This is a genomic window from Stutzerimonas sp. KH-1 (assembly GCF_054483855.1).
The window spans coordinates 1,362,803-1,387,407 of the sequence record NZ_CM137011.1; the positions used below are offsets into that span (position 1 = coordinate 1,362,803).

The 24,605-nt window shown below is 60.7% G+C and carries 20 protein-coding genes and 2 tRNA genes; 16 read left to right on the forward strand and 6 right to left on the reverse strand.

The genetic code is table 11. The features are described 5' to 3' along the window. Positions 1–67: 67 nt before the first annotated feature. The 3 genes from prpC (at position 68) to prpF (ending at position 5,178) form a co-directional block, all read left to right on the forward strand. Positions 68–1,195 carry a bifunctional 2-methylcitrate synthase/citrate synthase gene (gene prpC / locus ACX1DW_RS06585; protein WP_063543076.1) on the forward strand — a complete coding sequence of 376 codons (1,128 nt, stop codon included), beginning with the start codon at positions 68–70 and terminating at the stop codon, positions 1,193–1,195. Positions 1,196–1,270: 75 nt separating this feature from the next. Next, entirely contained in the window at positions 1,271–3,874 is a 2,604-nt protein-coding gene (acnD, locus tag ACX1DW_RS06590) for a Fe/S-dependent 2-methylisocitrate dehydratase AcnD (RefSeq protein WP_270053765.1), read from the forward strand. A gap of 116 nt (positions 3,875–3,990) precedes the next feature. Next, positions 3,991–5,178: a 2-methylaconitate cis-trans isomerase PrpF gene (gene prpF / locus ACX1DW_RS06595; protein WP_458993052.1), complete on the forward strand. Its 1,188-nt coding sequence runs from the start codon at positions 3,991–3,993 to the stop codon at positions 5,176–5,178. Between the two features lie 92 nt (positions 5,179–5,270). On the opposite strand, the gene ppsR is transcribed toward prpF, so the two are convergent. Continuing rightward, a complete protein-coding gene (gene ppsR, locus ACX1DW_RS06600) occupies positions 5,271–6,089 on the reverse strand; it encodes a posphoenolpyruvate synthetase regulatory kinase/phosphorylase PpsR (RefSeq protein WP_125886153.1) in 819 nt (272 codons plus the stop codon). Between the two features lie 154 nt (positions 6,090–6,243). Here ppsR and ppsA point away from each other — a divergent pair, with 154 nt between their 5' ends. From ppsA to ACX1DW_RS06635, 7 genes are all read left to right on the forward strand, one after another. Beyond that, the gene (gene ppsA / locus ACX1DW_RS06605) at positions 6,244–8,613 is read left to right on the forward strand and encodes a phosphoenolpyruvate synthase (protein WP_102841158.1); all 2,370 of its coding nucleotides are present in this window, start codon (positions 6,244–6,246) and stop codon (positions 8,611–8,613) included. Positions 8,614–8,757: 144 nt separating this feature from the next. Then, positions 8,758–9,246, forward strand: coding sequence for a ribonuclease E activity regulator RraA (gene rraA, locus ACX1DW_RS06610; RefSeq protein WP_063543070.1), 489 nt, complete (start codon positions 8,758–8,760; stop codon positions 9,244–9,246). A gap of 82 nt (positions 9,247–9,328) precedes the next feature. Continuing rightward, positions 9,329–10,324: a zinc transporter ZntB gene (locus tag ACX1DW_RS06615; RefSeq protein WP_458993390.1), complete on the forward strand. Its 996-nt coding sequence runs from the start codon at positions 9,329–9,331 to the stop codon at positions 10,322–10,324. 56 nt (positions 10,325–10,380) lie between these two features. Next, positions 10,381–10,623: a CrfX protein gene (locus ACX1DW_RS06620; protein WP_102841155.1), complete on the forward strand. Its 243-nt coding sequence runs from the start codon at positions 10,381–10,383 to the stop codon at positions 10,621–10,623. Between the two features lie 2 nt (positions 10,624–10,625). After that, positions 10,626–11,450, forward strand: a complete 825-nt coding sequence (locus ACX1DW_RS06625) for a mechanosensitive ion channel family protein (RefSeq protein WP_063543064.1) — start codon at positions 10,626–10,628, stop codon at positions 11,448–11,450. A gap of 84 nt (positions 11,451–11,534) precedes the next feature. Next, a complete protein-coding gene (gene sigX, locus ACX1DW_RS06630; RefSeq protein WP_063543062.1) occupies positions 11,535–12,125 on the forward strand; it encodes an RNA polymerase sigma factor SigX in 591 nt (196 codons plus the stop codon). 99 nt (positions 12,126–12,224) lie between these two features. Next, on the forward strand, positions 12,225–13,214 hold the full coding sequence (locus ACX1DW_RS06635; RefSeq protein ID WP_156245887.1) for an OmpA family protein: 990 nt from the start codon (positions 12,225–12,227) through the stop codon (positions 13,212–13,214). 220 nt (positions 13,215–13,434) lie between these two features. Here the strand turns inward: ACX1DW_RS06635 and acnB are convergent, their stop codons facing one another. After that, positions 13,435–16,044: a bifunctional aconitate hydratase 2/2-methylisocitrate dehydratase gene (acnB, locus tag ACX1DW_RS06640; protein WP_208218638.1), complete on the reverse strand. Its 2,610-nt coding sequence runs from the start codon at positions 16,042–16,044 to the stop codon at positions 13,435–13,437. Between the two features lie 410 nt (positions 16,045–16,454). Between acnB and ACX1DW_RS06645 the strand changes: the two genes are divergently transcribed. After that, positions 16,455–16,931 (forward strand): DUF1289 domain-containing protein, encoded by a 477-nt coding sequence (locus ACX1DW_RS06645; RefSeq protein WP_125868900.1) that lies wholly within the window; start codon positions 16,455–16,457, stop codon positions 16,929–16,931. 36 nt (positions 16,932–16,967) lie between these two features. Here the strand turns inward: ACX1DW_RS06645 and ACX1DW_RS06650 are convergent, their stop codons facing one another. Further along, entirely contained in the window at positions 16,968–17,828 is an 861-nt protein-coding gene (locus ACX1DW_RS06650; protein ID WP_102841440.1) for a universal stress protein, read from the reverse strand. Between the two features lie 176 nt (positions 17,829–18,004). Between ACX1DW_RS06650 and ACX1DW_RS06655 the strand changes: the two genes are divergently transcribed. Further along, positions 18,005–18,610, forward strand: coding sequence for a MiaE family protein (locus ACX1DW_RS06655; protein ID WP_458993053.1), 606 nt, complete (start codon positions 18,005–18,007; stop codon positions 18,608–18,610). On the opposite strand, the gene lpxH is transcribed toward ACX1DW_RS06655, so the two are convergent. Further along, positions 18,607–19,329, reverse strand: coding sequence for a UDP-2,3-diacylglucosamine diphosphatase (gene lpxH, locus ACX1DW_RS06660; protein ID WP_458993054.1), 723 nt, complete (start codon positions 19,327–19,329; stop codon positions 18,607–18,609). The two genes, ACX1DW_RS06655 and lpxH, sit on opposite strands and share 4 nt — an antisense overlap. Before the next feature lie 6 nt (positions 19,330–19,335). Next, the gene (locus ACX1DW_RS06665; protein ID WP_063543050.1) at positions 19,336–19,830 is read right to left on the reverse strand and encodes a peptidylprolyl isomerase; all 495 of its coding nucleotides are present in this window, start codon (positions 19,828–19,830) and stop codon (positions 19,336–19,338) included. Between the two features lie 331 nt (positions 19,831–20,161). Here ACX1DW_RS06665 and ACX1DW_RS06670 point away from each other — a divergent pair, with 331 nt between their 5' ends. Together ACX1DW_RS06670 and cysS are read left to right on the forward strand one after the other, a co-directional pair. Beyond that, positions 20,162–21,829 (forward strand): glutamine--tRNA ligase/YqeY domain fusion protein, encoded by a 1,668-nt coding sequence (locus tag ACX1DW_RS06670; RefSeq protein ID WP_458993055.1) that lies wholly within the window; start codon positions 20,162–20,164, stop codon positions 21,827–21,829. Further along, on the forward strand, positions 21,829–23,214 hold the full coding sequence (gene cysS, locus ACX1DW_RS06675; protein ID WP_458993056.1) for a cysteine--tRNA ligase: 1,386 nt from the start codon (positions 21,829–21,831) through the stop codon (positions 23,212–23,214). The genes ACX1DW_RS06670 and cysS overlap by 1 nt, the downstream gene beginning before the upstream one ends. A 58-nt stretch (positions 23,215–23,272) precedes the next feature. On the opposite strand, the gene folD is transcribed toward cysS, so the two are convergent. Then, positions 23,273–24,127 (reverse strand): bifunctional methylenetetrahydrofolate dehydrogenase/methenyltetrahydrofolate cyclohydrolase FolD, encoded by an 855-nt coding sequence (gene folD, locus ACX1DW_RS06680; RefSeq protein WP_063543044.1) that lies wholly within the window; start codon positions 24,125–24,127, stop codon positions 23,273–23,275. Positions 24,128–24,402: 275 nt separating this feature from the next. Here folD and ACX1DW_RS06685 point away from each other — a divergent pair. Both ACX1DW_RS06685 and ACX1DW_RS06690 read left to right on the forward strand, forming a co-directional pair. After that, positions 24,403–24,479, forward strand: a tRNA-Arg gene (locus ACX1DW_RS06685). Positions 24,480–24,511: 32 nt separating this feature from the next. Next, a tRNA-His gene (locus tag ACX1DW_RS06690) sits at positions 24,512–24,587 on the forward strand. Positions 24,588–24,605 lie beyond the last annotated feature (18 nt).

Sequence of the window (24,605 nt, forward strand, 5' to 3'; positions counted from 1 at the left end):
GGCGCTTTGCGATCCATTTTTCAACGTGATTTGCGGTATCCAGAACAAATCCAATAAGGAGATAGCAATGGCTGAAGCAAAAGTATTGAGCGGTGCGGGTCTGCGCGGACAGATCGCCGGACAGACTGCCCTGTGCACCGTCGGCAAGACCGGCGCCGGGCTTACCTATCGTGGCTATGACGTCCGCGACCTGGCCGCCGAATGCGATTTCGAGGAAGTCGCCTACCTGCTGTTCTACGGTGAGCTGCCGAACGCTCAGCAGCTGGCTGATTACAAGAATCGCCTGAAGACCATGCGTGACCTGCCGCAGGCACTGAAGGAAGTGCTCGAGCGCATTCCGGCCAGCGCGCATCCGATGGATGTGATGCGCACCGGCTCGTCGGTGCTCGGTACACTTGAACCGGAACTCAGCTTCGACCAGCAGCGCGACGTGGCCGAGCGCCTGATGGCGGCCTTCCCGGCCATCATGTGCTACTGGTACCGCTTCACCCACGACGGCGTGCGCATCAACTGCACCAGCGACGAAGACACCCTGGGCGGTCATTTCCTCGCGCTGCTGCACGACAAGAAGCCGAGCGATCTGCACGTCAAGGTGATGAACGTCTCGCTGATCCTCTATGCCGAGCACGAATTCAACGCCTCGACCTTCACCGCGCGGGTTTGCGCATCGACTCTTTCCGACCTCTATTCCTGCGTGACCGGTGCCATCGGTTCGCTGCGCGGCCCGCTGCATGGTGGCGCCAACGAAGCGGCGATGGACATGATCGAGCAGTGGAAGAGCCCGGAAGAGGCGCGTGAAGCCATCCTCGGCATGCTCGAGCGCAAGGACAAGATCATGGGCTTCGGCCACGCGATCTACAGCGTCTCCGACCCGCGCAACGAAGTCATCAAGGTCTGGGCCAAGAAGCTCGCCGACGAAGTGGGCGACACCGTGCTCTACCCGGTATCGGTCGCGGTCGACGAAACCATGTGGGAGCAGAAGAAGCTCTTCCCCAACGCCGACTTCTACCATGCCTCCGCCTATCACTTCATGGGCATTCCCACCAAGCTGTTCACGCCGATCTTCGTCTGCTCGCGCGTAACCGGCTGGGCGTCCCATGTGTTCGAACAACGCAGCAACAACCGGATCATTCGGCCGAGCGCCGAATACATCGGTCCGGAACAGCGCAAGGTCGTACCGATCGCTCAGCGCTGATCGGAACGGGGAGCCCGCTGTGCGGGCTCCTCAGGCCTGGCCCCTCGGAACATTATTGAATTGAGTTCTTCCGGCATGAATACAGAACACCGCAAACCTTTGCCAGGCACCGGGCTTGACTACTTCGACACCCGCGAGGCGATCGAAGCGATTCAGCCGGGCGCCTACGACAAACTGCCCTATACCTCCCGCGTGCTGGCCGAACAGCTGGTGCGCCGTTGTGAGCCCGAAGCGCTGACCGATTCGCTGAAGCAGATCATCGAGCGCAAGCGCGACCTCGACTTTCCCTGGTATCCGGCTCGCGTCGTCTGCCACGACATCCTTGGCCAGACTGCGCTGGTCGATCTCGCCGGCCTGCGTGATGCGATCGCGGAGCAGGGCGGGGATCCGGCCAAGGTCAACCCGGTGGTGCCGACGCAGCTGATCGTCGACCACTCGCTGGCGGTGGAATATGCCGGTTTCGATCCGGATGCCTTCGAGAAGAACCGCGCCGTCGAGGAACGTCGCAACGAGGATCGCTTCCACTTTATCGAGTGGACCAAGACCGCGTTCAAGAACGTCGACGTGATCCCGGCCGGCAACGGCATCATGCACCAGATCAACCTGGAGAAAATGTCCCCGGTGATCCAGGCCCGTGGCGGCGTGGCCTTCCCGGACACCTGCGTAGGCACCGACTCGCATACGCCGCACGTCGATGCGCTGGGCGTGATCGCCATCGGTGTTGGCGGCCTGGAAGCCGAAACCGTGATGCTCGGCCTGCCCTCGATGATGCGTCTGCCCGACATCGTCGGTGTGCGCCTGACTGGCAAGCGCCAACCGGGTATCACCGCGACCGATATCGTCCTCGCGCTGACCGAGTTCCTGCGCAAGGAACGGGTGGTCGGAGCCTGGGTCGAGTTCTTCGGCGAAGGCGCCGACAGTCTGACCATCGGCGATCGCGCGACCATCTCCAACATGTGCCCGGAGTATGGCGCCACCGCTTCGATGTTCTACATCGACCAACAGACCATCGATTACCTCAAGCTGACCGGTCGCGAGCCGGAGCAGGTTGCGCTGGTCGAGCAATACGCCAAGGAAACCGGTCTGTGGGCGACTGCCCTGGAAGGCGCCGAGTACGAGCGCGTGCTCGAGTTCGACCTGTCCAGCGTGGTGCGCAACATGGCCGGTCCGAGCAACCCGCACAAGCGCCTGCCGACTTCGGCCCTGCACGAGCGCGGCATCGCCGACGAGGCCAAGCTGGCCGCGGCCCGCGCCGAGGAAGCCGAAGGCCGGTTGCCGGATGGCGCTGTGATCATCGCCGCCATCACCAGCTGCACCAACACCTCCAATCCGCGCAACGTGGTCGCCGCCGGCCTGCTGGCGAAGAAGGCCAACGAGCTTGGCCTGGTGCGCAAGCCCTGGGTGAAGACATCCTTCGCGCCGGGTTCAAAGGTGGCCAAGCTGTACCTGGAAGAGGCGGGCCTGCTGCCGGAACTGGAGAAGCTCGGCTTCGGCATCGTCGCCTATGCCTGCACCACCTGTAACGGCATGTCCGGCGCACTGGATCCGAAGATCCAGCAAGAGATCATCGACCGTGACCTGTACGCCACCGCGGTACTGTCCGGCAACCGCAACTTCGACGGCCGCATCCACCCGTACGCCAAGCAGGCCTTCCTGGCCTCGCCGCCGCTGGTGGTGGCTTACGCCATCGCTGGTACCGTGCGCTTCGATATCGAGCAGGACGTGCTGGGCACCGACAAGAACGGCAACCCGGTTACCCTGAAGGACCTGTGGCCATCCGACGAGGAGATCGACGCCATCGTCGCCGCCTCGGTCAAGCCGGAGCAGTTCAAGCAGGTCTACATCCCGATGTTCGACCTGGGCAGCATCGAGGAAGCCAAGAGTCCGCTGTACGACTGGCGTCCGATGTCCACCTACATCCGTCGTCCGCCGTACTGGGAAGGCGCGTTGGCTGGCGAGCGCACGCTCAAGGGCATGCGTCCGCTGGCGATCCTACCGGACAACATCACGACCGATCACCTGTCGCCATCCAACGCGATCCTGCTGGATTCGGCCGCCGGCGAGTACCTGGCGAAGATGGGCCTGCCGGAGGAGGACTTCAATTCCTACGCCACCCACCGCGGCGACCACCTGACCGCGCAACGGGCGACGTTCGCCAACCCGCAGCTGGTCAACGAGATGGCGGTCGTGGACGGCAAGGTGCAGAAGGGTTCGCTCGCGCGCGTCGAGCCGGAAGGCAAGGTGATGCGCATGTGGGAAGCCATCGAAACCTACATGAACCGCAAGCAGAACCTGATCATCGTCGCCGGTGCCGACTACGGCCAGGGCAGCTCGCGTGACTGGGCGGCCAAGGGTGTGCGTCTGGCCGGCGTGGAAGTGATCGTCGCCGAAGGCTTCGAGCGTATCCACCGCACCAACCTGGTGGGCATGGGCGTGCTGCCTGTCGAGTTCAAGCCGGGCACCACACGCCTGACCCTCGGCCTCGACGGCACTGAGACCTACGACATCGAGGGCGAGCTGTCGCCGCGTTGCGATCTGACCCTGGTCGTGCATCGTAAGAACGGTGAGGAAACCCGTGTGCCGGTCACCTGCCGTCTCGATACCGCGGCCGAGGTCAGCGTCTACCAGGCCGGTGGCGTGCTGCAGCGTTTCGCCAAGGACTTCCTCGGACAGGCGTGACCGTTCGACCACGTAGGGTGGATGGCGTATTTCCATCCACCGCACCAAATCTGGCGGTGGATCGGTGAAGCGCGATCCACCCTACGGCCCATTCATTTTTTAGCCAGGAGTCACTCATGGCTCGTCAGCCTCAGATCAAGATTCCCGCGACCTACATGCGTGGCGGCACCAGCAAAGGCGTGTTCTTCCGCCTACAGGACCTGCCGGAGAGCTGCCAGGTGCCGGGCGCTGCGCGCGACAAGCTGTTCATGCGCGTGATCGGCAGCCCTGACCCGTATTCGGCGCATATCGACGGCATGGGTGGCGCCACATCCAGTACCAGCAAATGCGTCATCCTTTCAAAGAGCAGTCGGCCGGATCACGACGTCGACTACCTCTATGGTCAGGTGTCGATCGACAAGCCCTTCGTCGACTGGAGCGGCAACTGCGGCAACCTTTCCACTGGCGCCGGCGCCTTTGCCCTACATGCCGGCCTGGTGGATGCCGAGCGCATTCCGCAGAACGGAACCTGTGTGGTGCGGATCTGGCAGGCCAATATCGGCAAGACCATCATCGCCCACGTACCGGTCACCGACGGCCAGGTGCAGGAAACCGGCGACTTCGAGCTGGACGGTGTGACCTTTCCGGCTGCGGAAATCGTGCTGGAATTCCTCGATCCGTCCGATGATGGCGAGGAGGGCGGCTCGATGTTTCCTACCGGCAACCTGGTCGACGACCTGGAGGTGCCCGGTATCGGCACGCTCAAGGCGACCATGATCAGTGCGGGCATCCCGACAGTATTCGTCAATGCCGAGGATATCGGCTATCAGGGCACCGAGCTGCGCGAGGACATCAACGGCAATCCGGATGCTTTGGCTCGTCTGGAGTCGATTCGTGTGGCCGGTGCGCTGCGGATGGGTTTGATCAAGACCGCGGAGGAGGCGTTGACCCGCCAGCACACGCCGAAGGTTGCGTTCGTTTCCCGGCCTAAAAGCTATCGCGCGTCGTCCGGCAAGAACATTGAGGCGGGCGAGGTCGATCTGCTCGTCCGCGCACTGTCCATGGGCAAGCTGCACCACGCCATGATGGGCACCTGTGCGGTGGCCATCGGCACCGCAGCGGCAGTGCCCGGTACGCTGGTCAATCTCGCCGCGGGTGGTGGTGAGCGTCAGGCCGTGCGCTTCGGGCATCCGTCCGGCACGTTGCGCGTCGGTGCCGAGGCGAAGCAGATAGACGGCCAGTGGACCGTGACCAAAGCCATCATGAGCCGCAGCGCGCGCGTGCTGATGGAAGGCTGGGTACGTGTGCCAGGCGACGCTTTCTGATGCGCTTCAGCCGCCGGAAAGCAAATTCTTCCGGTTGAAAAACGCAAAAAGTCCGCACCAAGCGGACTTTTTGTTGTCTAGCGAAGCGGCGCTTATTTGAGTCGACGCTCGACGCCTTTCTCCACAAGGATCTTTGCCGAGATTTCCTCGACGGAGAAATGGGTCGAGTTGATGTAGTTGATGTTCTCGCGGCGGAACAGACTTTCCACCTCGCGGACTTCGAATTCGCACTGAGCGAAGCTGGCATAACGGCTGTTGGGCTTGCGCTCGTGGCGAATGGCGGCCAGACGATCCGGGTCGATGGTCAAGCCGAACAGTTTGTCCTTGTAGTCCTTGAGGGCGCTCGGCAACTGTAGGCGCTCCATGTCGTCCTCGGTCAAGGGGTAGTTGGCAGCGCGGATGCCGTACTGCATCGCCATGTACAGGCAGGTTGGCGTCTTGCCGCAGCGCGACACGCCAACCAGGATCAGGTCCGCCTTGTCGTAGTAGCGGGTGCGCGCACCGTCGTCGTTGTCGAGGGCGAAGTTGACCGCCTCGATACGCTCCATGTAGTTGGTGTTGTGGCTGATCGAGTGGGATTTGCCCACGGAATAGGAGGAACGTGACATCAGTTCATGTTCCAGCGGAGCAAGGAACGAAGAGAAGATATCGATCATGAAGCCATTGGATTCGGCGAGAATGTCACGGATTTCCTGGTTAACCAGCGTGTCGAAGATGATCGGCCGGCCACCGTCCTTTTCCGCGGCATTATTGATTTGCTGTACCATGACCCGCGCTTTTTCCGCGGTGTCGATATACGGGCGCGTCAGTTTGGTGAAAGTGATGTTCTCGAACTGCGCCAGAAGACTCTGGCCCAGGGTTTCCGCGGTGATGCCTGTGCCGTCCGAAATGAAGAAAGCAGTTCGTTTCATGTGCCTTGGGCCTTAAGTCGAGAACGGTTCCCAGCTATAGTAGGCCCTTCGCCGAGCCCGGTTGGCGGGCATTGTTACTTATTTTGCAGGGTCGGGCCACAGTCGTGCGGCCCGGCTCCGGTTGAGTTTCCAACACTAATGTGGAGAGATCACCTTGGTAGAGTACGTAGTTTCCCTCGATAAGCTCGGCAATCATGACGTTGAGCGTGTAGGGGGCAAGAACGCCTCCCTGGGCGAGATGATCAGCAACCTCGCCGGTGCCGGCGTTTCCGTACCGGGCGGTTTCGCCACGACGGCCCAGGCCTATCGCGACTTCCTCGAGCTCAGCGGTCTGAACGATCAGATCCACGCACTGCTCGATGCCCTCGATGTGGATGACGTCAACGCCCTGGCCAAGGCCGGCGCGCAGATCCGCCAGTGGGTCATGGACGCCGAGTTCCCGCCGCAGCTCGACGCCGACATTCGCAAGGCCTTCGCCGAAATGTCCGGCGGCAACGACAACATGGCCGTTGCGGTCCGCTCCTCGGCTACTGCTGAAGACCTGCCGGATGCCTCCTTCGCCGGCCAGCAGGAAACCTTCCTCAACATCCGCGGCGTGGACAACGTGATCCGCGCTGCCAAGGAAGTGTTCGCCTCGCTGTTTAACGACCGTGCCATCGCCTACCGCGTGCACCAGGGTTTCGATCACAAGCTGGTCGCCCTGTCTGCCGGTGTGCAGCGCATGGTCCGCTCGGAAACCGGCACCGCCGGCGTGATGTTTACCCTCGACACCGAGTCCGGCTTCCGTGATGTGGTGTTCATCACCGGCGCCTACGGCCTCGGCGAAACCGTCGTGCAGGGCGCGGTCAACCCGGACGAGTTCTACGTCCACAAGCAGACGCTGGAAGCGGGTCGCCCGGCTATCCTGCGCCGCAACCTGGGCAGCAAGGCGATCAAGATGGTCTATGGCGACGAAGCCAAGGCCGGTAAGTCGGTCAAGACTGTCGACGTCGATGCCGCCGACCGCGCGCGCTTCTGCCTGACCGACGAGGAAGTCACCAACCTCGCCAAGCAGGCGATGATCATCGAGAAGCACTACGGCCGCCCGATGGACATCGAATGGGCCAAGGACGGTGACGATGGCAAGCTGTACATCGTCCAGGCCCGTCCGGAAACCGTGAAGAGCCGCAGCAGTGCCAACGTGATGGAGCGCTACCTGCTGAAGGAAAAGGGCACCGTGCTGGTGGAAGGCCGTGCCATTGGCCAGCGCATCGGTGCGGGGCCGGTCAAGGTCATCCACGACGTGACCGAAATGGACAAGGTCCAGCCTGGCGACGTGCTGGTCTCCGACATGACCGACCCGGACTGGGAGCCGGTGATGAAGCGCGCCAGCGCGATCGTTACCAACCGCGGCGGGCGCACCTGCCATGCTGCGATCATCGCCCGTGAGCTGGGTATTCCCGCCGTCGTCGGCTGCGGCAATGCCACCGAAGTTCTCAAGGACGGCCAGCGCGTCACGGTTTCCTGCGCCGAAGGCGATACCGGCCTGATCTTCGATGGCGAGCTGGGTTTCGACATCCGCCAGAACTCCATCGATGCCATGCCGGAACTGCCGTTCAAGATCATGATGAACGTCGGCAACCCGGACCGCGCCTTCGACTTCGCCCACCTGCCGAATGAAGGCGTTGGCCTGGCGCGTCTCGAGTTCATCATCAACCGCATGATCGGCGTGCATCCCAAGGCGCTGCTGAACTTCGACGGTCTGCCTGCAGATGTGAAGAGCAGCGTGGAGAAGCGCATCGCCGGCTACGACGATCCGGTCAACTTCTATGTCGAGAAACTGGTCGAGGGCGTCAGCACCCTGGCCGCTGCGTTCTGGCCGAAGAAGGTCATCGTGCGTCTGTCGGACTTCAAGTCGAACGAGTACGCCAACCTCATCGGCGGCAAGCTGTACGAGCCGGAAGAAGAGAACCCGATGCTCGGCTTCCGCGGAGCCTCGCGCTATATCAGCGACTCGTTCCGTGACTGCTTCGAACTCGAATGCCGTGCGATGAAGAAGGTCCGCGACGTCATGGGCCTGACCAACGTCGAGCTGATGGTGCCGTTCGTGCGCACCCTGGGCGAAGCCTCGCAGGTGGTCGATCTGTTGGCTAAATACGGCCTCAAGCGTGGCGAGAACGGCCTGCGGGTCATCATGATGTGCGAACTGCCCTCCAACGCCTTGCTGGCCGATGAGTTCCTCGAATTCTTCGATGGCTTCTCAATCGGCTCCAACGACATGACCCAGCTGACCCTGGGCCTGGATCGCGACTCCGGCATCATCGCCCATTTGTTCGACGAGCGTAATCCGGCGGTGAAGAAGCTGCTCGCCAACGCCATCCAGGCGTGCAACAAGGCCGGCAAGTACATCGGTATCTGCGGTCAGGGCCCGTCGGATCATCCGGATCTGGCCAAGTGGCTGATGGAGCAGGGCATCGAAAGCGTGTCGTTGAATCCGGATTCCGTGCTGGATACCTGGTTCTTCCTGGCTGATCGCCAGATCTGACCGTTGCGGTAGATCGAAAACGGGGCGTCAGCCCCGTTTTCATTTGCGCCGAAAATCCCTGTCCGTTCCGCCACTGGCCGCTTGCGGCTAATATGTCGCGCCAGATGGTTCAAAGGTCGTTATCCCTAGCAGAAGGAGCTTTCCATGCAATACGTCACGCCTGATCTGTGCGACGCCTATCCTGACCTGGTGCAGGTCGTCGAACCGCTGTTCAGCAATTTCGGTGGCCGCGACTCCTTCGGCGGAGAGATCGTGACCGTCAAGTGCTTCGAGGACAACTCACTGGTCAAGGATCAGGTTGATGTCGATGGTACTGGCAAGGTGATGGTTGTCGACGGCGGCGGCTCACTGCGTCGCGCCCTGCTGGGTGACATGCTTGCCGAGAAAGCGGCACGCAACGGCTGGGAAGGCCTGATCATCTACGGCTGTGTGCGCGACGTCGATGTTCTCGCGCAGACTGAACTGGGCGTGCAGGCGCTGGCCAGCCACCCGATGAAGACTGACAAGCGTGGTATCGGCGATCTCAACGTTCCAGTGACTTTCTGCGGCGTGACATTCCGCCCGGGCGAATACGTTTATGCCGACAATAACGGCATCATTGTGTCGCCGGAGCCGCTGTCCATGCCGGAGTAATCCGCTGCACTGGCGGGACATACCCGCCATTTGTTCCGAGCCCGGCGACGCCGGGCTTTTCATGAGTGACGACGATACATCGATGCGGGAATTTCACAGTGAGCAAAACGGCCTGATCCACGCGTTTGTTCTGGATGGCAGCGGCGGTGCCCGACAGATCGGCTATCAGGACCTGCCTACCTTGCAACTGAAGGGGCATGAAAGCCTCTGGTTGCACTGGGATCGCAGCCAGCCCCAGGCGCAGCAGTGGTTGCGCAGGCAGAGCGGACTCAGTGCGTTTGCCTGCGATGTTCTGCTGGAAGAAAATACGCGGCCTCGCATGCTGGCCTTGCCACAGGAGGGGCTGCTGCTCTTCCTGCGTGGCGTCAATCTGAACCCCGATGCAGAGCCGGAAGACATGGTGTCGGTGCGCGTGTTCGCCGACCGGCAACGGGTCATTTCTCTTCGGCTGCGACCATTGCGTTCTACGGAGGTGGTCATACAGCTGCTGTCGGAGGGAAAAGGGCCGAAAACCGCGTCTGAACTGCTGATCTATCTCGCTGAGGCGATGACCGATCGCGTCGATGATCTCGTCATGCAGCTCTCCGAGCGGATCGATAAGGAAGAAGAAGCGCTTGAGGCGAACGAGCGCTACACCCCCGAGCACGATTCGATGCTCTCCTTGCGTCGGCAGGCGGCCGGCCTGCGCCGGTTCCTGCTGCCCCAGCGGGAGCTCTACGGACAGCTGACGCGCAACGGACTGAGCTGGTTCGTCGAGGACGATACCGAGTATTGGAACGAGCTCAGCAACCGCTTGACCCGTTACCTCGAAGAGCTCGAAATGGTCCGGGAGCGGATCAATCTGGTGCTGGAATCGGAACACCGCAGGCTGAGCGAGCGGATGAACCGAACCATGTATCTGCTTGCTATCATTACGGGCTTTTTTCTGCCGCTCAGTTTTCTCACCGGACTGCTCGGAATCAACGTCGGGGGCATACCTGGTGCCGACTTCCCGTACGGGTTCGCCGTAGCCTGCGCGCTGATAGGCAGTATCGCCTTGCTGCAATGGTGGATGCTACGGCGCCTCCGCTGGCTCTGAATGTGACTCCCGACCGGCCATAGACCGTCTAGGCCACATACTTTAGCGAGGTTTGCATGCGCGATCCCTTTGAAGAATCCCTGCGAGATCTGCTCAACAAGCCCTCCGTGCACGATGACGACGCCTGCCTGGGGCGAGTGCTGAAAACGGCCAACCGGCAGGTGGGTGCTGGCGACCTGTTTGCTCTGGTAGGGCACTGGCTCGAAGCATTGCTGATGGCCGTCAATAGCGGCTCGCGACATCTCGCACCGGTTTCCCGCCGGGCTGCTTCCAACCGTTCTTTCGATAAGGCTGATTGATCATGGAATTCGATCCCTGGACCCAAAGTCTGCTGTCGGCGATGAGCTCGCTTTGGGCATCTGTAGCGGCCTTTATTCCCCGTCTGTTCGGCGCCGTGGTCGTCGTATTGCTCGGCTTCGTGGTAGCCAAGCTGCTCGATACCTTGTTATCCAAAGTGCTGGCCAAGGTCGGATTGGATCGGCTGATGGCCGGAACCGGGCTTACCAAACTGTTGGGCCGAGCGGGCATACGCATTCCGGTCTCGGCGTTGATCGGTAAGGTGGTGTATTGGTTCGTGCTGCTGATCTTCCTGGTCTCGGCCGCCGAATCGCTGGGGCTGGAGCGCGTTTCGGCAACCCTCGACATGCTTGCGCTCTATGTGCCGAAGGTCTTCGGCGCTGCGTTGGTTCTGCTCGCTGGTGTCCTGCTGGCGCAGCTGTTGAGCGGTCTGGTTCGAGGCGCCGCCGAGGGTGTCGGCCTTGATTACGCGAACGGTTTGGCGCGAATGGCGCAGGGCCTGGTGATAATCATCAGCATTTCCGTGGCGATTGGGCAGCTCGAGGTCAAGACCGAGCTGCTCAATTATGTGATTGCCATCGTACTGATCACGGTCGGCCTCGCGGTTGCGCTGGCCCTTGGTCTCGGTAGTCGTGAGCTGGTAAGTCAGATCCTGGCTGGAATCTATGTGCGTGAACTCTACGAAGTGGGCCAAAAGGTACGGCTGCCTGACATGGAAGGCCAGATCGAGGAAATCGGTACGGTGAAAACCTTATTGCTTACCGATGACGGCGAGCTGATGTCCGTGGCGAACAAAGTGCTACTCGAACAGCGAGTCGGCAGCCGCTAGCCCTGAGTATCTGGTAAAGTACGTCGCCTTTTTTCCGGTTTCCATGATTGGCGGCCGAGATTTTGACTGCCGGCTCGAAGCGTCTTGACTAAAACCCCAACGTCCATTTCGCGCTACGATCCACGCCAGCTCAGCGATGAAGAGCTGGTGCGGCATGCTCACGTCGAACTGTTTCATATAACCCGAGCGTATGAAGAGTTGATGCGTCGCTATCAGCGCACGTTGTTCAATGTTTGTGCGCGTTACTTGGGGAACGAGCGGGATGCCGATGACGTGTGCCAGGAAGTTATGCTCAAGGTGTTATATGGGTTGAAGAACTTCGAAGGTAAGTCGAAGTTCAAAACATGGCTCTATAGCATCACTTACAACGAATGCATTACGCAATATCGTAAAGAGCGCCGCAAACGGCGCCTGCTCGATGCGCTTAGCCTCGATCCGCTGGAAGAAGCATCCGATGAGAAGGCGCCTAAACTCGAAGAGAAGGCGGGTCTGGATCGTTGGTTGGTGCATGTAAACCCGATCGATCGGGAGATATTGGTGTTGCGTTTTGTTGCTGAACTCGAGTTTCAGGAAATCGCCGATATCATGCACATGGGGCTTAGCGCGACGAAGATGCGTTACAAGCGCGCACTGGACAAGCTGCGGGAAAAATTTTCTGATCAAAGTGAAACTTAGCCCCTAAAACTTGTCTTACCCGTAGCGAACAGCTTGGGCATACATGCAACCGGGTTCCTTAGATTGTTCTGATACTAACCACCAGATGGGGATTTACGGATGAAACTTAAAAACACCTTAGGCGTCGTTATCGGTTCGATAGTCGCCGCGACTTCTCTCGGCGCGCTGGCTCAAGGACAGGGTGCCGTAGAGGTGGAGGCGTTCGGTAAGCACTATTTCACTGACAGCTCGCGCGACGTTCAGCGTGATGGCGAATTGTATGGCGCTGGCGTCAGCTATTTTCTTACCGACGATGTTTCGTTGGGTCTCTCCTACGGCGAATACCATGACCTGACCTCTAAGGAGCCGGGCGCCGATGGTAGTCACAAGAACATCAAGGGCAGCCTGACTTCCCTCGATGCTGCCTATCATTTTGGCGCTCCGGGCGTTGGTCTGCGTCCGTACGTCTCCGCTGGCGTTGCTCATCAGAGCATTGGCCAGGCCGCCCGCAGTGGTCGTGACCACAGCACCTTTGCCAACGTGGGCACCGGCCTGAAGTACTACTTCACCGAGAACTTCTTTGCCAAGGCCAGCGTTGATGGCATGTACAACATCGATGCTGATGAAGCCGAGTGGATGGCTGGCGTTGGTGTCGGTCTGAACTTCGGTGGCGGTGCCCGTCAGGTTGCTGCCGTTGAGCCGACTCCGGAACCGGCCCCGGCTCCGATCGTTGACACCGAGCCGGAACCGGCTCCGGAAGTCGTACGCGTCGAGCTGGACGTCAAGTTCGACTTCGACAAGTCGCGCGTCCGCGAAGAAAGCTACAGCGACATCAAGAACCTCGCTGATTTCATGCAGCAGTACCCGCAAACCACCACCGTGGTCGAAGGTCACACCGACTCCGTTGGCACCGACCAGTACAACCAGCGCTTGTCCGAGCGTCGTGCTGAAGCAGTACGCAACGTTCTGGTCAACGAGTATGGCGTTGAAGGCGGTCGTGTGAACTCCGTCGGTTATGGCGAATCCCGTCCAGTTGCTGATAACTCCACCGAGGAAGGTCGTCAGATCAACCGTCGTGTTGAGGCCGAGGTAGAAGCTCAGGTTCAGTAATGCTGGGCTGAAGCCTTCAAGCTCGAAAAGCCCGGCATAGTCCGGGCTTTTCTTTGTCTGTAGCAAAAGTGCCGTCGCTGCGCTGCGCTTCGGGCCGCGGCTGGCGGTTGCGATGCTGCCGTATACAAATGGCTGACCGGATAAACATCAGCCGGGCGAAGAAATCCGTGGGCATAAAAAACCCCGCCGAAGCGGGGTTTTTTATTGCATTACAGCGTCATCAGACTTCGACGACCTTGATCTTGGCCTTTTCCGCAGCCTCACGGAACTCGGCGATCTGGTCGAAGGAAAGGTAGCGATAGATGTCGGCAGCCATGCTGTCGATGTTCTTCGCGTACTCCATGTACTCCGCAACAGTCGGCAGCTTGCCGATGATGGAGGCTACCGCTGCCAGTTCGGCCGAGGCCAGGTATACATTGGTGGCGTCGCCGAGGCGGTTCGGGAAGTTACGGGTCGAAGTGGAGACGACGGTCGAACCGGTCTGAACGCGAGCCTGGTTACCCATGCACAGGGAGCAGCCCGGCATTTCCATACGCGCGCCAGCCTTGCCGTAGATGCCGTAGTAGCCTTCTTCGGTCAGCTGGTGAGCGTCCATTTTGGTCGGCGGAGCCAGCCACAGACGGGTCGGAATACCACCCTTGACCTTGTCGAGCAGCTTGCCGGCAGCGCGGAAGTGGCCGATGTTGGTCATGCAGGAGCCGATGAAGACTTCATCGATCTTCTCGCCAGCAACGGTGGACAGCAGGCGGGCATCGTCCGGGTCGTTCGGTGCGCAGAGCACGGGCTCTTTCACTTCGGACAGGTCGATCTCGATCACAGCTGCGTATTCGGCGTCCTTGTCGGCTTCCAGCAGCTTCGGATCGGCCAGCCAGGCTTCCATCGCCTGGGCACGGCGCTCGAGGGTGCGGGCATCGCCATAGCCTTCGCTGATCATCCAGCGCAGCATGGTGATGTTCGACTTTAGGTACTCGGCGATCGACTCTTCCGGCAGCTTGATGGTGCAACCGGCAGCCGAACGCTCTGCGGAGGCGTCGGACAGTTCGAACGCTTGCTCGACGGTCAGCTGGTTCAGGCCTTCGATCTCGAGGATGCGGCCGGAGAATATGTTCTTCTTGCCCTTCTTCTCGACAGTCAGCAGGCCCTGCTGGATGGCGTAGTAGGGGATGGCATGGACCAGGTCACGCAGGGTGATGCCAGGCTGCATCTGACCCTTGAAGCGCACCAGTACGGATTCCGGCATGTCCAGCGGCATGACGCCAGTGGCGGCAGCGAAGGCGACCAGGCCGGAACCGGCCGGGAAGGAGATACCGATCGGGAAACGGGTGTGCGAGTCACCACCGGTACCAACGGTATCCGGCAGCAGCATGCGGTTCAGCCAGCTGTGAATGATGCCGTCGCCCGGACGCAGCGACACGCCGCTGCGGTTCATGATGAAGTCCGGCAGGGTGTGATGGGTGTTGACGTCGATCGGCTTCGGATACGCAGCGGTATGGCAGAATGACTGCATGACCAGGTCGGCGGAGAAGCCCAGGCAAGCCAGGTCCTTCAGCTCGTCGCGGGTCATCGGGCCGGTGGTGTCCTGGGAACCGACGGTGGTCATCTTCGGCTCACAGTAGGTGCCCGGACGTACGCCCTTGCCTTCCGGCAGGCCACAGGCGCGACCGACCATCTTCTGTGCGAGGGTGAAGCCTTTGCCGCTGTCAGCCGGCGCTTCCGGCTTCTTGAACAGGGTGGACGGAGCCAGACCCAGCTCGGCGCGGGCCTTCTCGGTCAGGCCGCGACCGATGATCAGCGGGATACGACCGCCAGCACGGACTTCGTCCAGCAGTACGTCGGTTTTCAGCTCGAAAGTGGTGATGACTTCATCGGTGCCGTGCTTGCAAACCTTGCCAGCGTACGGATAGACGTCGATCACGTCGCCCATGGCGAGGTTGCTGCAATCGAACTCGATCGGCAGGGCGCCGGCATCTTCCATGGTGTTGTAGAAGATCGGAGCGATCTTGGTGCCGAAGCAGAAGCCACCGGCGCGCTTGTTCGGTACGTTCGGAATGTCATCACCGAAGAACCACAGCACGGAGTTGGTGGCCGACTTGCGCGAAGAACCGGTACCGACCACATCGCCGACGTATGCAACCGGGAAGCCCTTGGCTTTTAGTTCTTCCATCTGCTTGATCGGGCCAACCGAGCCCGGCACGTCCGGGTTGATGCCATCACGGGCCATTTTCAGCATGGCCAGGGCGTGCAGTGGGATGTCAGGGCGCGACCAGGCGTCCGGAGCAGGCGACAGGTCGTCGGTGTTGGTTTCGCCAGTGACCTTGAACACGGACAGGGTGACTTTTTCGGCAACTGCCGGGCGGTTGGTGAACCACTCGCCTTCGGCCCAGGACTGCATGACGGCCTTGGCGTGCTCGTTGCCGGCTTTGGCTTTCTCGGCCACATCGTGGAAGGCGTCGAACATCAGCAGGGTGTGCTTCAGCTGCTCGGCGGCGACAGCGCCCAGCTCGGCGTTATCCAGCAGCTCGACCAGGGTGGCGATGTTATAGCCGCCCTGCATGGTGCCCAGCAGCTCGACGGCGCGCTGCTTGCTCAGCAGCGGCGAGGAGGTTTCACCTTTGGCCAGGGCGGACAGGAAACCGGCCTTGACGTAGGCGGCTTCGTCGACGCCAGCAGGGACGCGGTTGGTGATCAGGTCAACGAGGAATTCTTCTTCGCCGGCCGGCGGGTTCTTCAGCAGCTCGACCAGGCCTGCGGTTTGCTCGGCGTTCAGCGGCTGGGGCACGACGCCCTGGGCGGCACGCTCTTCTACGTGTTTGCGATAGGCTTCAAGCACAGTTTTTACCCTCATCATTGGTCCCTTGGGTGTTTCGGGACGCGCATCCGGAAGCTGTTTTCAAAGTTTTACGCCGGGCGGGCGACGCCGGATGGGCAGGAGAAAGGCAATTCTGCGCATCCGGCACGCAGCCGGTTCAACTGTGCTCGTGACGCTTTGAAAACAGCTTCGTATGGAATGTGGCGCCAAAAACGGCGGGCTGAGTCTACTGGAAATGGCTCGCGAAGTTAAGTCGAGGACCGCCTGCTGTGGGGGTTGCGCCAACGCCTGTCGGCTCGCCTCGAATGCGCTGAGTACCGTCTGGCCTGGGCTTCAGCGTGATTTGCCGCCATCCGGATGTCAGCGCGAGTGACCCTGGTAGGACAAAAGTCTAAGATGCTCAGCCCGTACTCCATGCCGCTTTTCTGCTCATGTCCACTCAGCGCATCAAAACTCCTTGCGTAGGCCTCTGTTCGACCGTGTACGGCGATGTCGTCTGTCGCGGCTGCAAGCGCTTTCACCACGAGGTGGTCAACTGGAACGCATACGCTGAACAGGAAAAGTTGGCCGTCTGGCGGCGCCTCGAGATTCTTCTCGCTCAGGTGATGATGGCGAAACTCGAGATCTTCGATGCCGTGCTGCTGCGCCAGCAGTTGGAAGCAAGGCAGATTCGCTTCGTGGCCGAGCAGTCTCCCTACTGCTGGGCTTATCAGCTGATCGCGCGCGGCGCCCGGCTTATCCAACAGCTGGACGCATACGGAATCAGTCTGTTGCCCGAGTTTCGCGACTGGGCGCTGCCTGAGCTGCGAGATGCCATTGACCGAGAGTTTTTTCTGCTTTCCGAGGCCCACTACGATCGCTATATCGCTCCGCAATTCATACGCCAGGGTATGGATCTGAGGGTGTGAAGGCGAAAGCCTCTAGCGAGGCTTCCGCGCGTTGGATCAATGGCGCACAAGGTCTTCCAGGTGATCGATGATGTCATCTGGCTTGAGTACCAGGACGTCGCTTTCCAGCGTATCGAGTACCACTTCTGCAGTATTGCCCATGAGGGCGCCCGAGAATCCGGTTCGTGCCACGGTTCCGATGATGGTTACGACCGCATTGAGCTGATGGCAAACGCGGGGAATCAATGCATCGGCCGGCCCTTCGACAACATGCAGACGTTCGTTCGGGATAGCGAAATCTTCCTGAAACTGCTTGCAGGCGTCGCGATATCTCGCCTCGATGGTCTCTTTCAGCTGAAAGGCCGGATCTGCGGCAGACAACATCGCCGACGGATGAGCGCTGATGACGTGGAGATTGCCATCGGCGAGGTTGGCGATCTCGAATCCGTGATTGACGATGGTCGTGTGCAGCGTGCGGTGTTCGAGGTCGGCGTTGCCAACGTCCACGGCGGCTAGGATGTTGCCGCCGGTCCATGGCTTGTCGGTTTTAACCATCAATACCGGGCAGGGGCAGTAGCGCAGCAGCTTCCAGTCCTCCGGAGTCAGCAGGGCGCGCTTCAGTGGATTGTCCGGCACGTGCTGCTTGACCACCAGGCCGCAGCCTTCTGCTTGTTGCACGCTGATAATGGTCTGGTGGACGCTCTCGTGCCACGCCTGTTGCGTGGTCGTCTGATGGCCTTCGGATTCGAGCTGCTCTCGCAATGCGCTCAGGTGTGCACTGTGGTCGTGTCTGGTGTCGCAGATCAGCAGATGCAGGTGAGATTGGCTGACAGTCGAGATCAGGCGCGCGCGCTTGAGGGCCAGCTCTTGTGGCTGGTTCGGGTCAATTACCACGAGGATGCAGCGAATGGCTTGCATGATCGGCTCCATTTCCTGATGCGGGTTGGTCAACTATAGACAAGCCTGCGACGCCAGTTGTGATGTATATCAAGCAAGACTGGCTGCTCCGCGCGGCATTCGTATAATGCCCGCGCGGTGTCGGCCGGCACCACGCGATGACCCACTATTTTGTTCCTGAATATGCAAGGTTCGACATGCTTCCTGATCTGAATGAGTTTCTCGCCTGCGTCACTCCCGCTGCCTGGGTAGACGCTGCCTTGCAGAATCAGGACGTGATGCTGATCGACCACGGCAACTGCGAAAAAAAGGCGGCGGGGTCGGCGTTCCAGTTGATGTTCCGCTATGTCGACAAACCCGACCTGCAGAACAAGATGTCGCGTCTGGCGCGGGAGGAGCTGTGTCATTTCGAGCAGGTGCTGGCGATCATCCGTCGCCGCGAGATCGAGTTGCGCAATGTTGGCTCGTCTCGTTATGCCGCCGGTTTGCGCGAGCTCGTACGCAATCATGAGCCCTATCGACTAACCGACACGCTGGTGATCGGTGCCTTTATCGAGGCGCGCTCTTGCGAGCGCTTCGCCATGTTGGTCCCGCACCTGGATGAAGAGCTGGGCAAGTTCTATCACGGGCTGCTCAAGTCGGAAGCGCGGCACTTCCAGGATTACCTGAAGCTGGCCTATCAGTACGGCGACGCTGCCGATGTGGATGCCACCATCGTTCGGGTGCGCGAGCGGGAACGGGAATTGATCGAAAGCCCGGACAGCGAGTTCCGGTTTCACAGCGGCGTGCCGCTGGCAGCCTAGCTCAGGGCGAATGGCGCCTGGTGGTAGCCGTTTTCATCCACCTGCAATGCCCACCCCTGCCGATCCCAGTCGCCCAGCACGATCCGTTTGGCGGGTTGGCCATCTACCTCGAAGTCATGTGTCGCCGGTCGATGGGTATGGCCGTGGATCAGCGTACGTACGCGATGCTCGGCCAGCACGCCGGGTATCAGTTCCGGGGTGACGTCGATGATGTCGCTGGCTTTCATTCGGGTCTGGCTGCGGCTTTCGTTGCGCAGCTTGCGGGCGAGTTTCCGGCGAGTCGCGAGCGGCAGGTTGCGCAGAACGAACAGGCTGACGGGGTTGCGCAGCAGCCGGCGTAGCCGCATGTAGCCTTCATCGCGGGTACACAGACTGTCGCCGTGCATCAGCAGTACCGGCTCGCCGCAGAGCTGGACCACACTCGGGTCAGCCAGCAGCTTGCAGCCGGCCTTGCGGCAGAAGGTCTGGCCGAGCATGAAGTCGCGGTTGCCGTGCATCAGATAGATTCTGACGTCGCGCTCGCTCAACGCACGCAGGGCGCGGGCAATCGATTCCTGGAACGGCGTCATGGCGTCGTCGCCGATCCAGACCTCGAAGAAGTCACCGAGAATGTATAGGGCTTCGGCCTGGGTAGCGCGCGTCGCGAGAAAATGCAGAAACGCCCGGGTGATGTCCGGGCGTTCCTCTTCCAGATGCAGATCTGAGATCAGCAGGATCACTCGCGATTACTCGACGATCTCGGCCTTCTCGATCACCACGTCCTCGACCGGGACGTCCTGGTGGCCGGACTTCATGGTCGTTGCCACACCCTTGATCTTCTCGACCACATCCATGCCCTCGGTCACCTCGCCGAACACGGCATAGCCCCAACCCTGTACGGTAGGCGCACTGTGATCGAGGAAGTCGTTGTCCTTCACGTTGATGAAGAACTGCGCGGACGCCGAATGCGGTTCCATGGTGCGCGCCATGGCCAGAGTGCCGGTTTTGTTAGACAGGCCATTGTTGGCCTCGTTCTTGATCGGCGCGCGAGTGGACTTCTGCTTCATGCCTGGCTCGAAACCGCCGCCCTGGATCATGAAATTGCTGATCACGCGATGGAAGATGGTGCCGTCGTAGTGGCCGCTCTTCACATATTCCTTGAAGTTGGCAGTGGTTTCCGGCGCCTTGTCTTCGAACAGATTGACAGTGATGACGCCGTAGTTGGTGTGCAGTTTGATCATCGGGAAGGGTTCCGTTTCGTTGGTGCGGGCGCGCCGCTGCAAGGGTCGTCGTTACCGAGTGCCGCCAGTCACTGATGGCGGTATCCCCTGAGCGCATTGCTCTGTCAGGGGGTTGACGGGTCCGCTATGATAGGCGCTTTGATTTGGTCGGCCTACCCTGAGAGGGTATTTACAAGCTACTGCACTCGGCCCTGCGACGTTGAAATGGTCTCAAAATGCTTATGTACGACTTTGTACATTCCGCCTTTTGCGCTGATCTCACTGCCTGGCCATCGCTCGTTATATTTGTAAGCCTCTCTTAAGCCGCACACTCGCTGACGTTAAGGACATCATGAGCAAGCCCGAGACTCCCGCCGCTAGCAATTTTCTCCGTCCGATCGTCCAGGCTGATCTGGACTCCGGCAAGCACGCCAAGATCGTCACTCGCTTCCCGCCGGAGCCCAATGGCTACCTGCACATCGGGCATGCCAAGTCGATTTGCCTGAACTTCGGTCTGGCGAAGGAGTTCGGTGGCGAGTGCAACCTGCGCTTCGATGACACCAACCCGGCCAAGGAAGACCAGGAGTACATCGACGCGATCAAGAGCGACGTGCAGTGGCTGGGCTTCCAGTGGGCCGGCGAGGAACGCTACGCCTCCAATTACTTCGATCAGCTGCATGACTGGGCGGTAGAGCTGATCAAGGCGGGCAAGGCGTATGTCTGCGACCTGACACCCGAGCAGGCCCGTGAGTACCGTGGCAGCCTGACCGAGCCTGGCAAGGACAGCCCGTTCCGCGAGCGTTCGGTGGAGGAGAACCTCGACCTGTTCGCCCGTATGAAGGCCGGCGAGTTCCCGGACGGCGCCCGTGCGCTACGGGCGAAGATCGATATGGCGTCACCGAACATGAATCTGCGCGACCCGATCCTCTATCGCATTCGCCATGCGCACCATCACCAGACCGGCGACAAGTGGTGCATCTATCCGAGCTACGACTTCACTCACGGGCAGTCGGACGCCATCGAGGGCATCACGCATTCCATCTGCACCCTCGAATTCGAGGATCATCGCCCATTGTACGAGTGGTTCCTGGCCAACCTGCCGGTGCCGGCCCAGCCGCGCCAGTACGAGTTCGCCCGTCTCAACCTGAACTACACCATCACCAGCAAGCGCAAGCTCAAGCAGCTGGTGGATGAGAGGCATGTGAGCGGTTGGGACGACCCGCGCATGTCGACGCTCTCCGGCTTCCGGCGCCGCGGCTACACCCCGGCCTCGATCCGCAACTTTTGCGACATGATCGGTGTGAATCGCGCAGGCGGCGTTGTCGACATCGGCATGCTGGAATTCGCGATTCGCGAAGACCTGGACGCCAACGCTGCGCGTGCCATGTGCGTGCTCAAGCCGCTCAAGGTGGTGATTACCAACTATCCGGAAGGGAAGAGCGAAAACCTCGAGCTGCCGCGCCATCCGAAGCAGGACATGGGGGTGCGGGTGCTGCCGTTCAGCCGCGAGATCTACATCGATGCGGGCGACTTCGAAGAAGTCCCGCCGGCGGGCTTCAAGCGACTGGTTCCTGGCGGCGAAGTGCGACTGCGTGGCAGCTACGTGATCCGTGCCGATGAAGCTATCAAGGATGAGGCTGGAAATGTCGTCGAGCTGCGCTGCAGCTACGACGAAAATACCTTGGGCAAGAACCCCGAAGGCCGCAAGGTCAAGGGTGTGATCCACTGGGTGCCGGCTGCCGAAAGCGTCGAGTGCGAGGTGCGTCTGTACGATCGCCTGTTCCGTTCCGCCAACCCGGAGAAGGACGAGGAGGGCGGCAGCTTCCTGGACAATATCAATCCCGAGTCGCTCGTCGTGCTCAAGGGGTGCCGCGCCGAGCCGTCGCTGGCCAATGCGGCTCCTGAAGAGCGCTTCCAGTTCGAGCGCGAAGGGTATTTCTGTGCCGACATGAAGGACAGCAAGCCCGGCGCTCCCGTGTTCAATCGCACCGTCACGCTGCGTGACTCCTGGGGTCAATGATGGCGCTGGCGATCTACAACACCCTGACCAAGACCAAGGAAGCGTTCCGCCCGCTGGAAGGCAACAAGGTGCGCATGTACGTCTGTGGCATGACGGTCTACGACTTCTGCCACATCGGTCATGCTCGGGTGATGGTGGCGTTCGACGTGGTCACCCGCTGGCTGCGCCAGCGCGGCTACGATGTGACCTACGTGCGTAACATCACCGACATCGATGACAAGATCATCCGCCGTGCCACTGACAACGGCGAGCCGTTCCAGGCGCTGGTCGAGCGCATGATTGCGGCGATGCATGAAGACGAGACGCGCCTCAACGTGTTGCGTCCGGATCTCGAACCTCGCGCCACCGACCATATCGCCGGCATGCATACGATGATCCAGACCCTGATCGACAAGGGCTTCGCTTATGCGCCGGGCAACGGTGATGTCTACTACCGGGTCGGCAAGTTCGTCGGTTATGGCAAATTGTCGCGTCGCAAGATCGAAGACCTGAAGATCGGTGCTCGTATCGAAGTGGACGAAGCCAAGGAAGATCCGCTGGACTTCGTATTGTGGAAGGGCGCCAAGCCGGGTGAGCCGAGCTGGGTTTCGCCGTGGGGCCCTGGGCGTCCCGGTTGGCATATCGAGTGTTCGGTAATGTCCACCTGCTGCCTGGGCGAGACGTTCGACATCCATGGAGGCGGCCCGGATTTGGTGTTTCCGCACCATGAGAACGAGATCGCGCAGAGCGAGGCCGCGACCGGCAAGCAGTACGCCAATGTCTGGATGCACGCGGGCGCGGTGCGGGTCGATGGCGAGAAAATGTCTAAGAGCCTGGGCAATTTCTTCACCATCCGCGAAGTGCTGGAGAAGTACCACCCGGAGGTGGTGCGCTACCTGCTGGTATCCAGCCACTACCGCAGCCCGATCAACTACTCCGAGGACAGCCTGCGCGAAGCCAAAGGCGCGCTGGAGCGCTTCTACAACGGCTTGAAAGGCCTGCCTGACGCGGCGCCTGCCGGTGGCGAGGCGTTCGTGGCGCGCTTCGGCGCGGCGATGGACGACGATTTCAACTCGCCAGAAGCGTGCGCGGTGCTGTTCGATATGGTGCGTGAGGTCAACCGCCTGCGTGAGACCGATCTTGCTGCTGCTGCCGCGCTGGCTGCTCAGCTCAAGGTGCTTGCCGGTGTGCTCGGCGTACTGCAGTTGGAGCCCGATGCCTTCCTGCAGGCGGGAGCTGCTGGCAAGGTTGACGCTGCCGAGGTCGAGGCGCTGATCGCCGCGCGTTTGGCGGCGAGAGCGGAAAAGAACTGGGCCGAGTCCGACCGTATCCGCGATCAGCTCAGCGCCATGGGCGTGGTGCTGGAGGACGGCAAGGGCGGGACGACCTGGCGTCTGGCTGAATAGTCCAATGCAAACAAAAAACGGCGCCGAAGGGCGCCGTTCTTGTTTGCGTCGTTCACGATCAGTCGTGCAGATGTTCTGCGGCGTGCAGGGTATTTTCCAGCAGGCAGGCGCGGGTCATCGGGCCGACGCCGCCCGGCACCGGGGTGATCCATGCGGCGCGCTCGCTGGCTGGTTCGAATTCCACGTCGCCGAGCAGACGGCCATCAGCCTGGCGGTTGATTCCGACGTCGATGACGATCGCGCCGGGCTTGATCCATTCACCCTTGACCAGGCCAGTGATGCCGGTTGCGACCACGACCAGGTCGGCCCGCCGTACGTGCTCTTCGAGATTGCGGGTAAAGCGGTGGGTTACGGTAGTGGTGCAGCCCGCCAACAGCAGCTCCAGCGCCATAGGACGCCCAACGATGTTCGAGGCGCCGACCACGACCGCATCCAGCCCATGCAGGTCGACTCCGGTGCTTTCAAGCAGCGTCATGATGCCTTTCGGCGTGCATGGGCGCAGCAATGGCATACGCTGCGCGAGGCGGCCGACGTTATAGGGGTGGAAACCGTCCACGTCCTTGTCCGGGCGGATGCGCTCCAGCAGCTGGGATGCATCCAGATGCTTGGGCAGAGGCAGCTGGACGAGAATGCCGTCGATCGAAGAGTCGTCATTGAGCTGATCGATCAGGGCCAACAGGTCTTCCTGGCGGGTATCGCTTGGCAGATCATGGGCGACAGAGTTGAAGCCCACCTCCTCGCAATCTTTGCGCTTGTGCGCCACATACACCTGGGAGGCTGGATCGCTGCCGACCAGAATCACGGCGAGGCCGGGTGCGCGGAGCCCTTGGGCGCGACGTTCGGCAACACGACCGGAGATCTGTTGGCGAATGTTGGCAGCAATCGTTTTACCGTCGATCAGTTTTGCGGTCATGACGCTTGGTTAACCATTGGAGAGGACTTGGAAAGGGCGCGTATTCTCGCATGTCGTAGCGATACGGCAAAGGCGAAGCAGCGTTCGTCACCTGTAACCCCTTTATCTAACTGAAATTTTTTTCAATTTGCTGTTGACGACTGTTTGGGGCCTCTATAACATTCGCCCCGCTTGTCGAGCACAGCCTGCTGCTGGGTAAGATGGCTTACGAAGAAGGCGACTTCTTTCAATAGCCGGAGCTTCAAGTCTGCGCTCCGAACAGAATGCAGATAAAAGCGCCCGTAGCTCAGCTGGATAGAGCATCCGCCTTCTAAGCGGATGGTCGCAGGTTCGAGTCCTGCCGGGTGCGCCATTTCGGGCTCTGGCACAAGCAAATGCAATATGGTGGGCGTAGCTCAGTTGGTAGAGCACAGGATTGTGGCTCCTGGTGTCGAGGGTTCGATCCCCTTCGTCCACCCCATATTCTCGAGACGCCAGG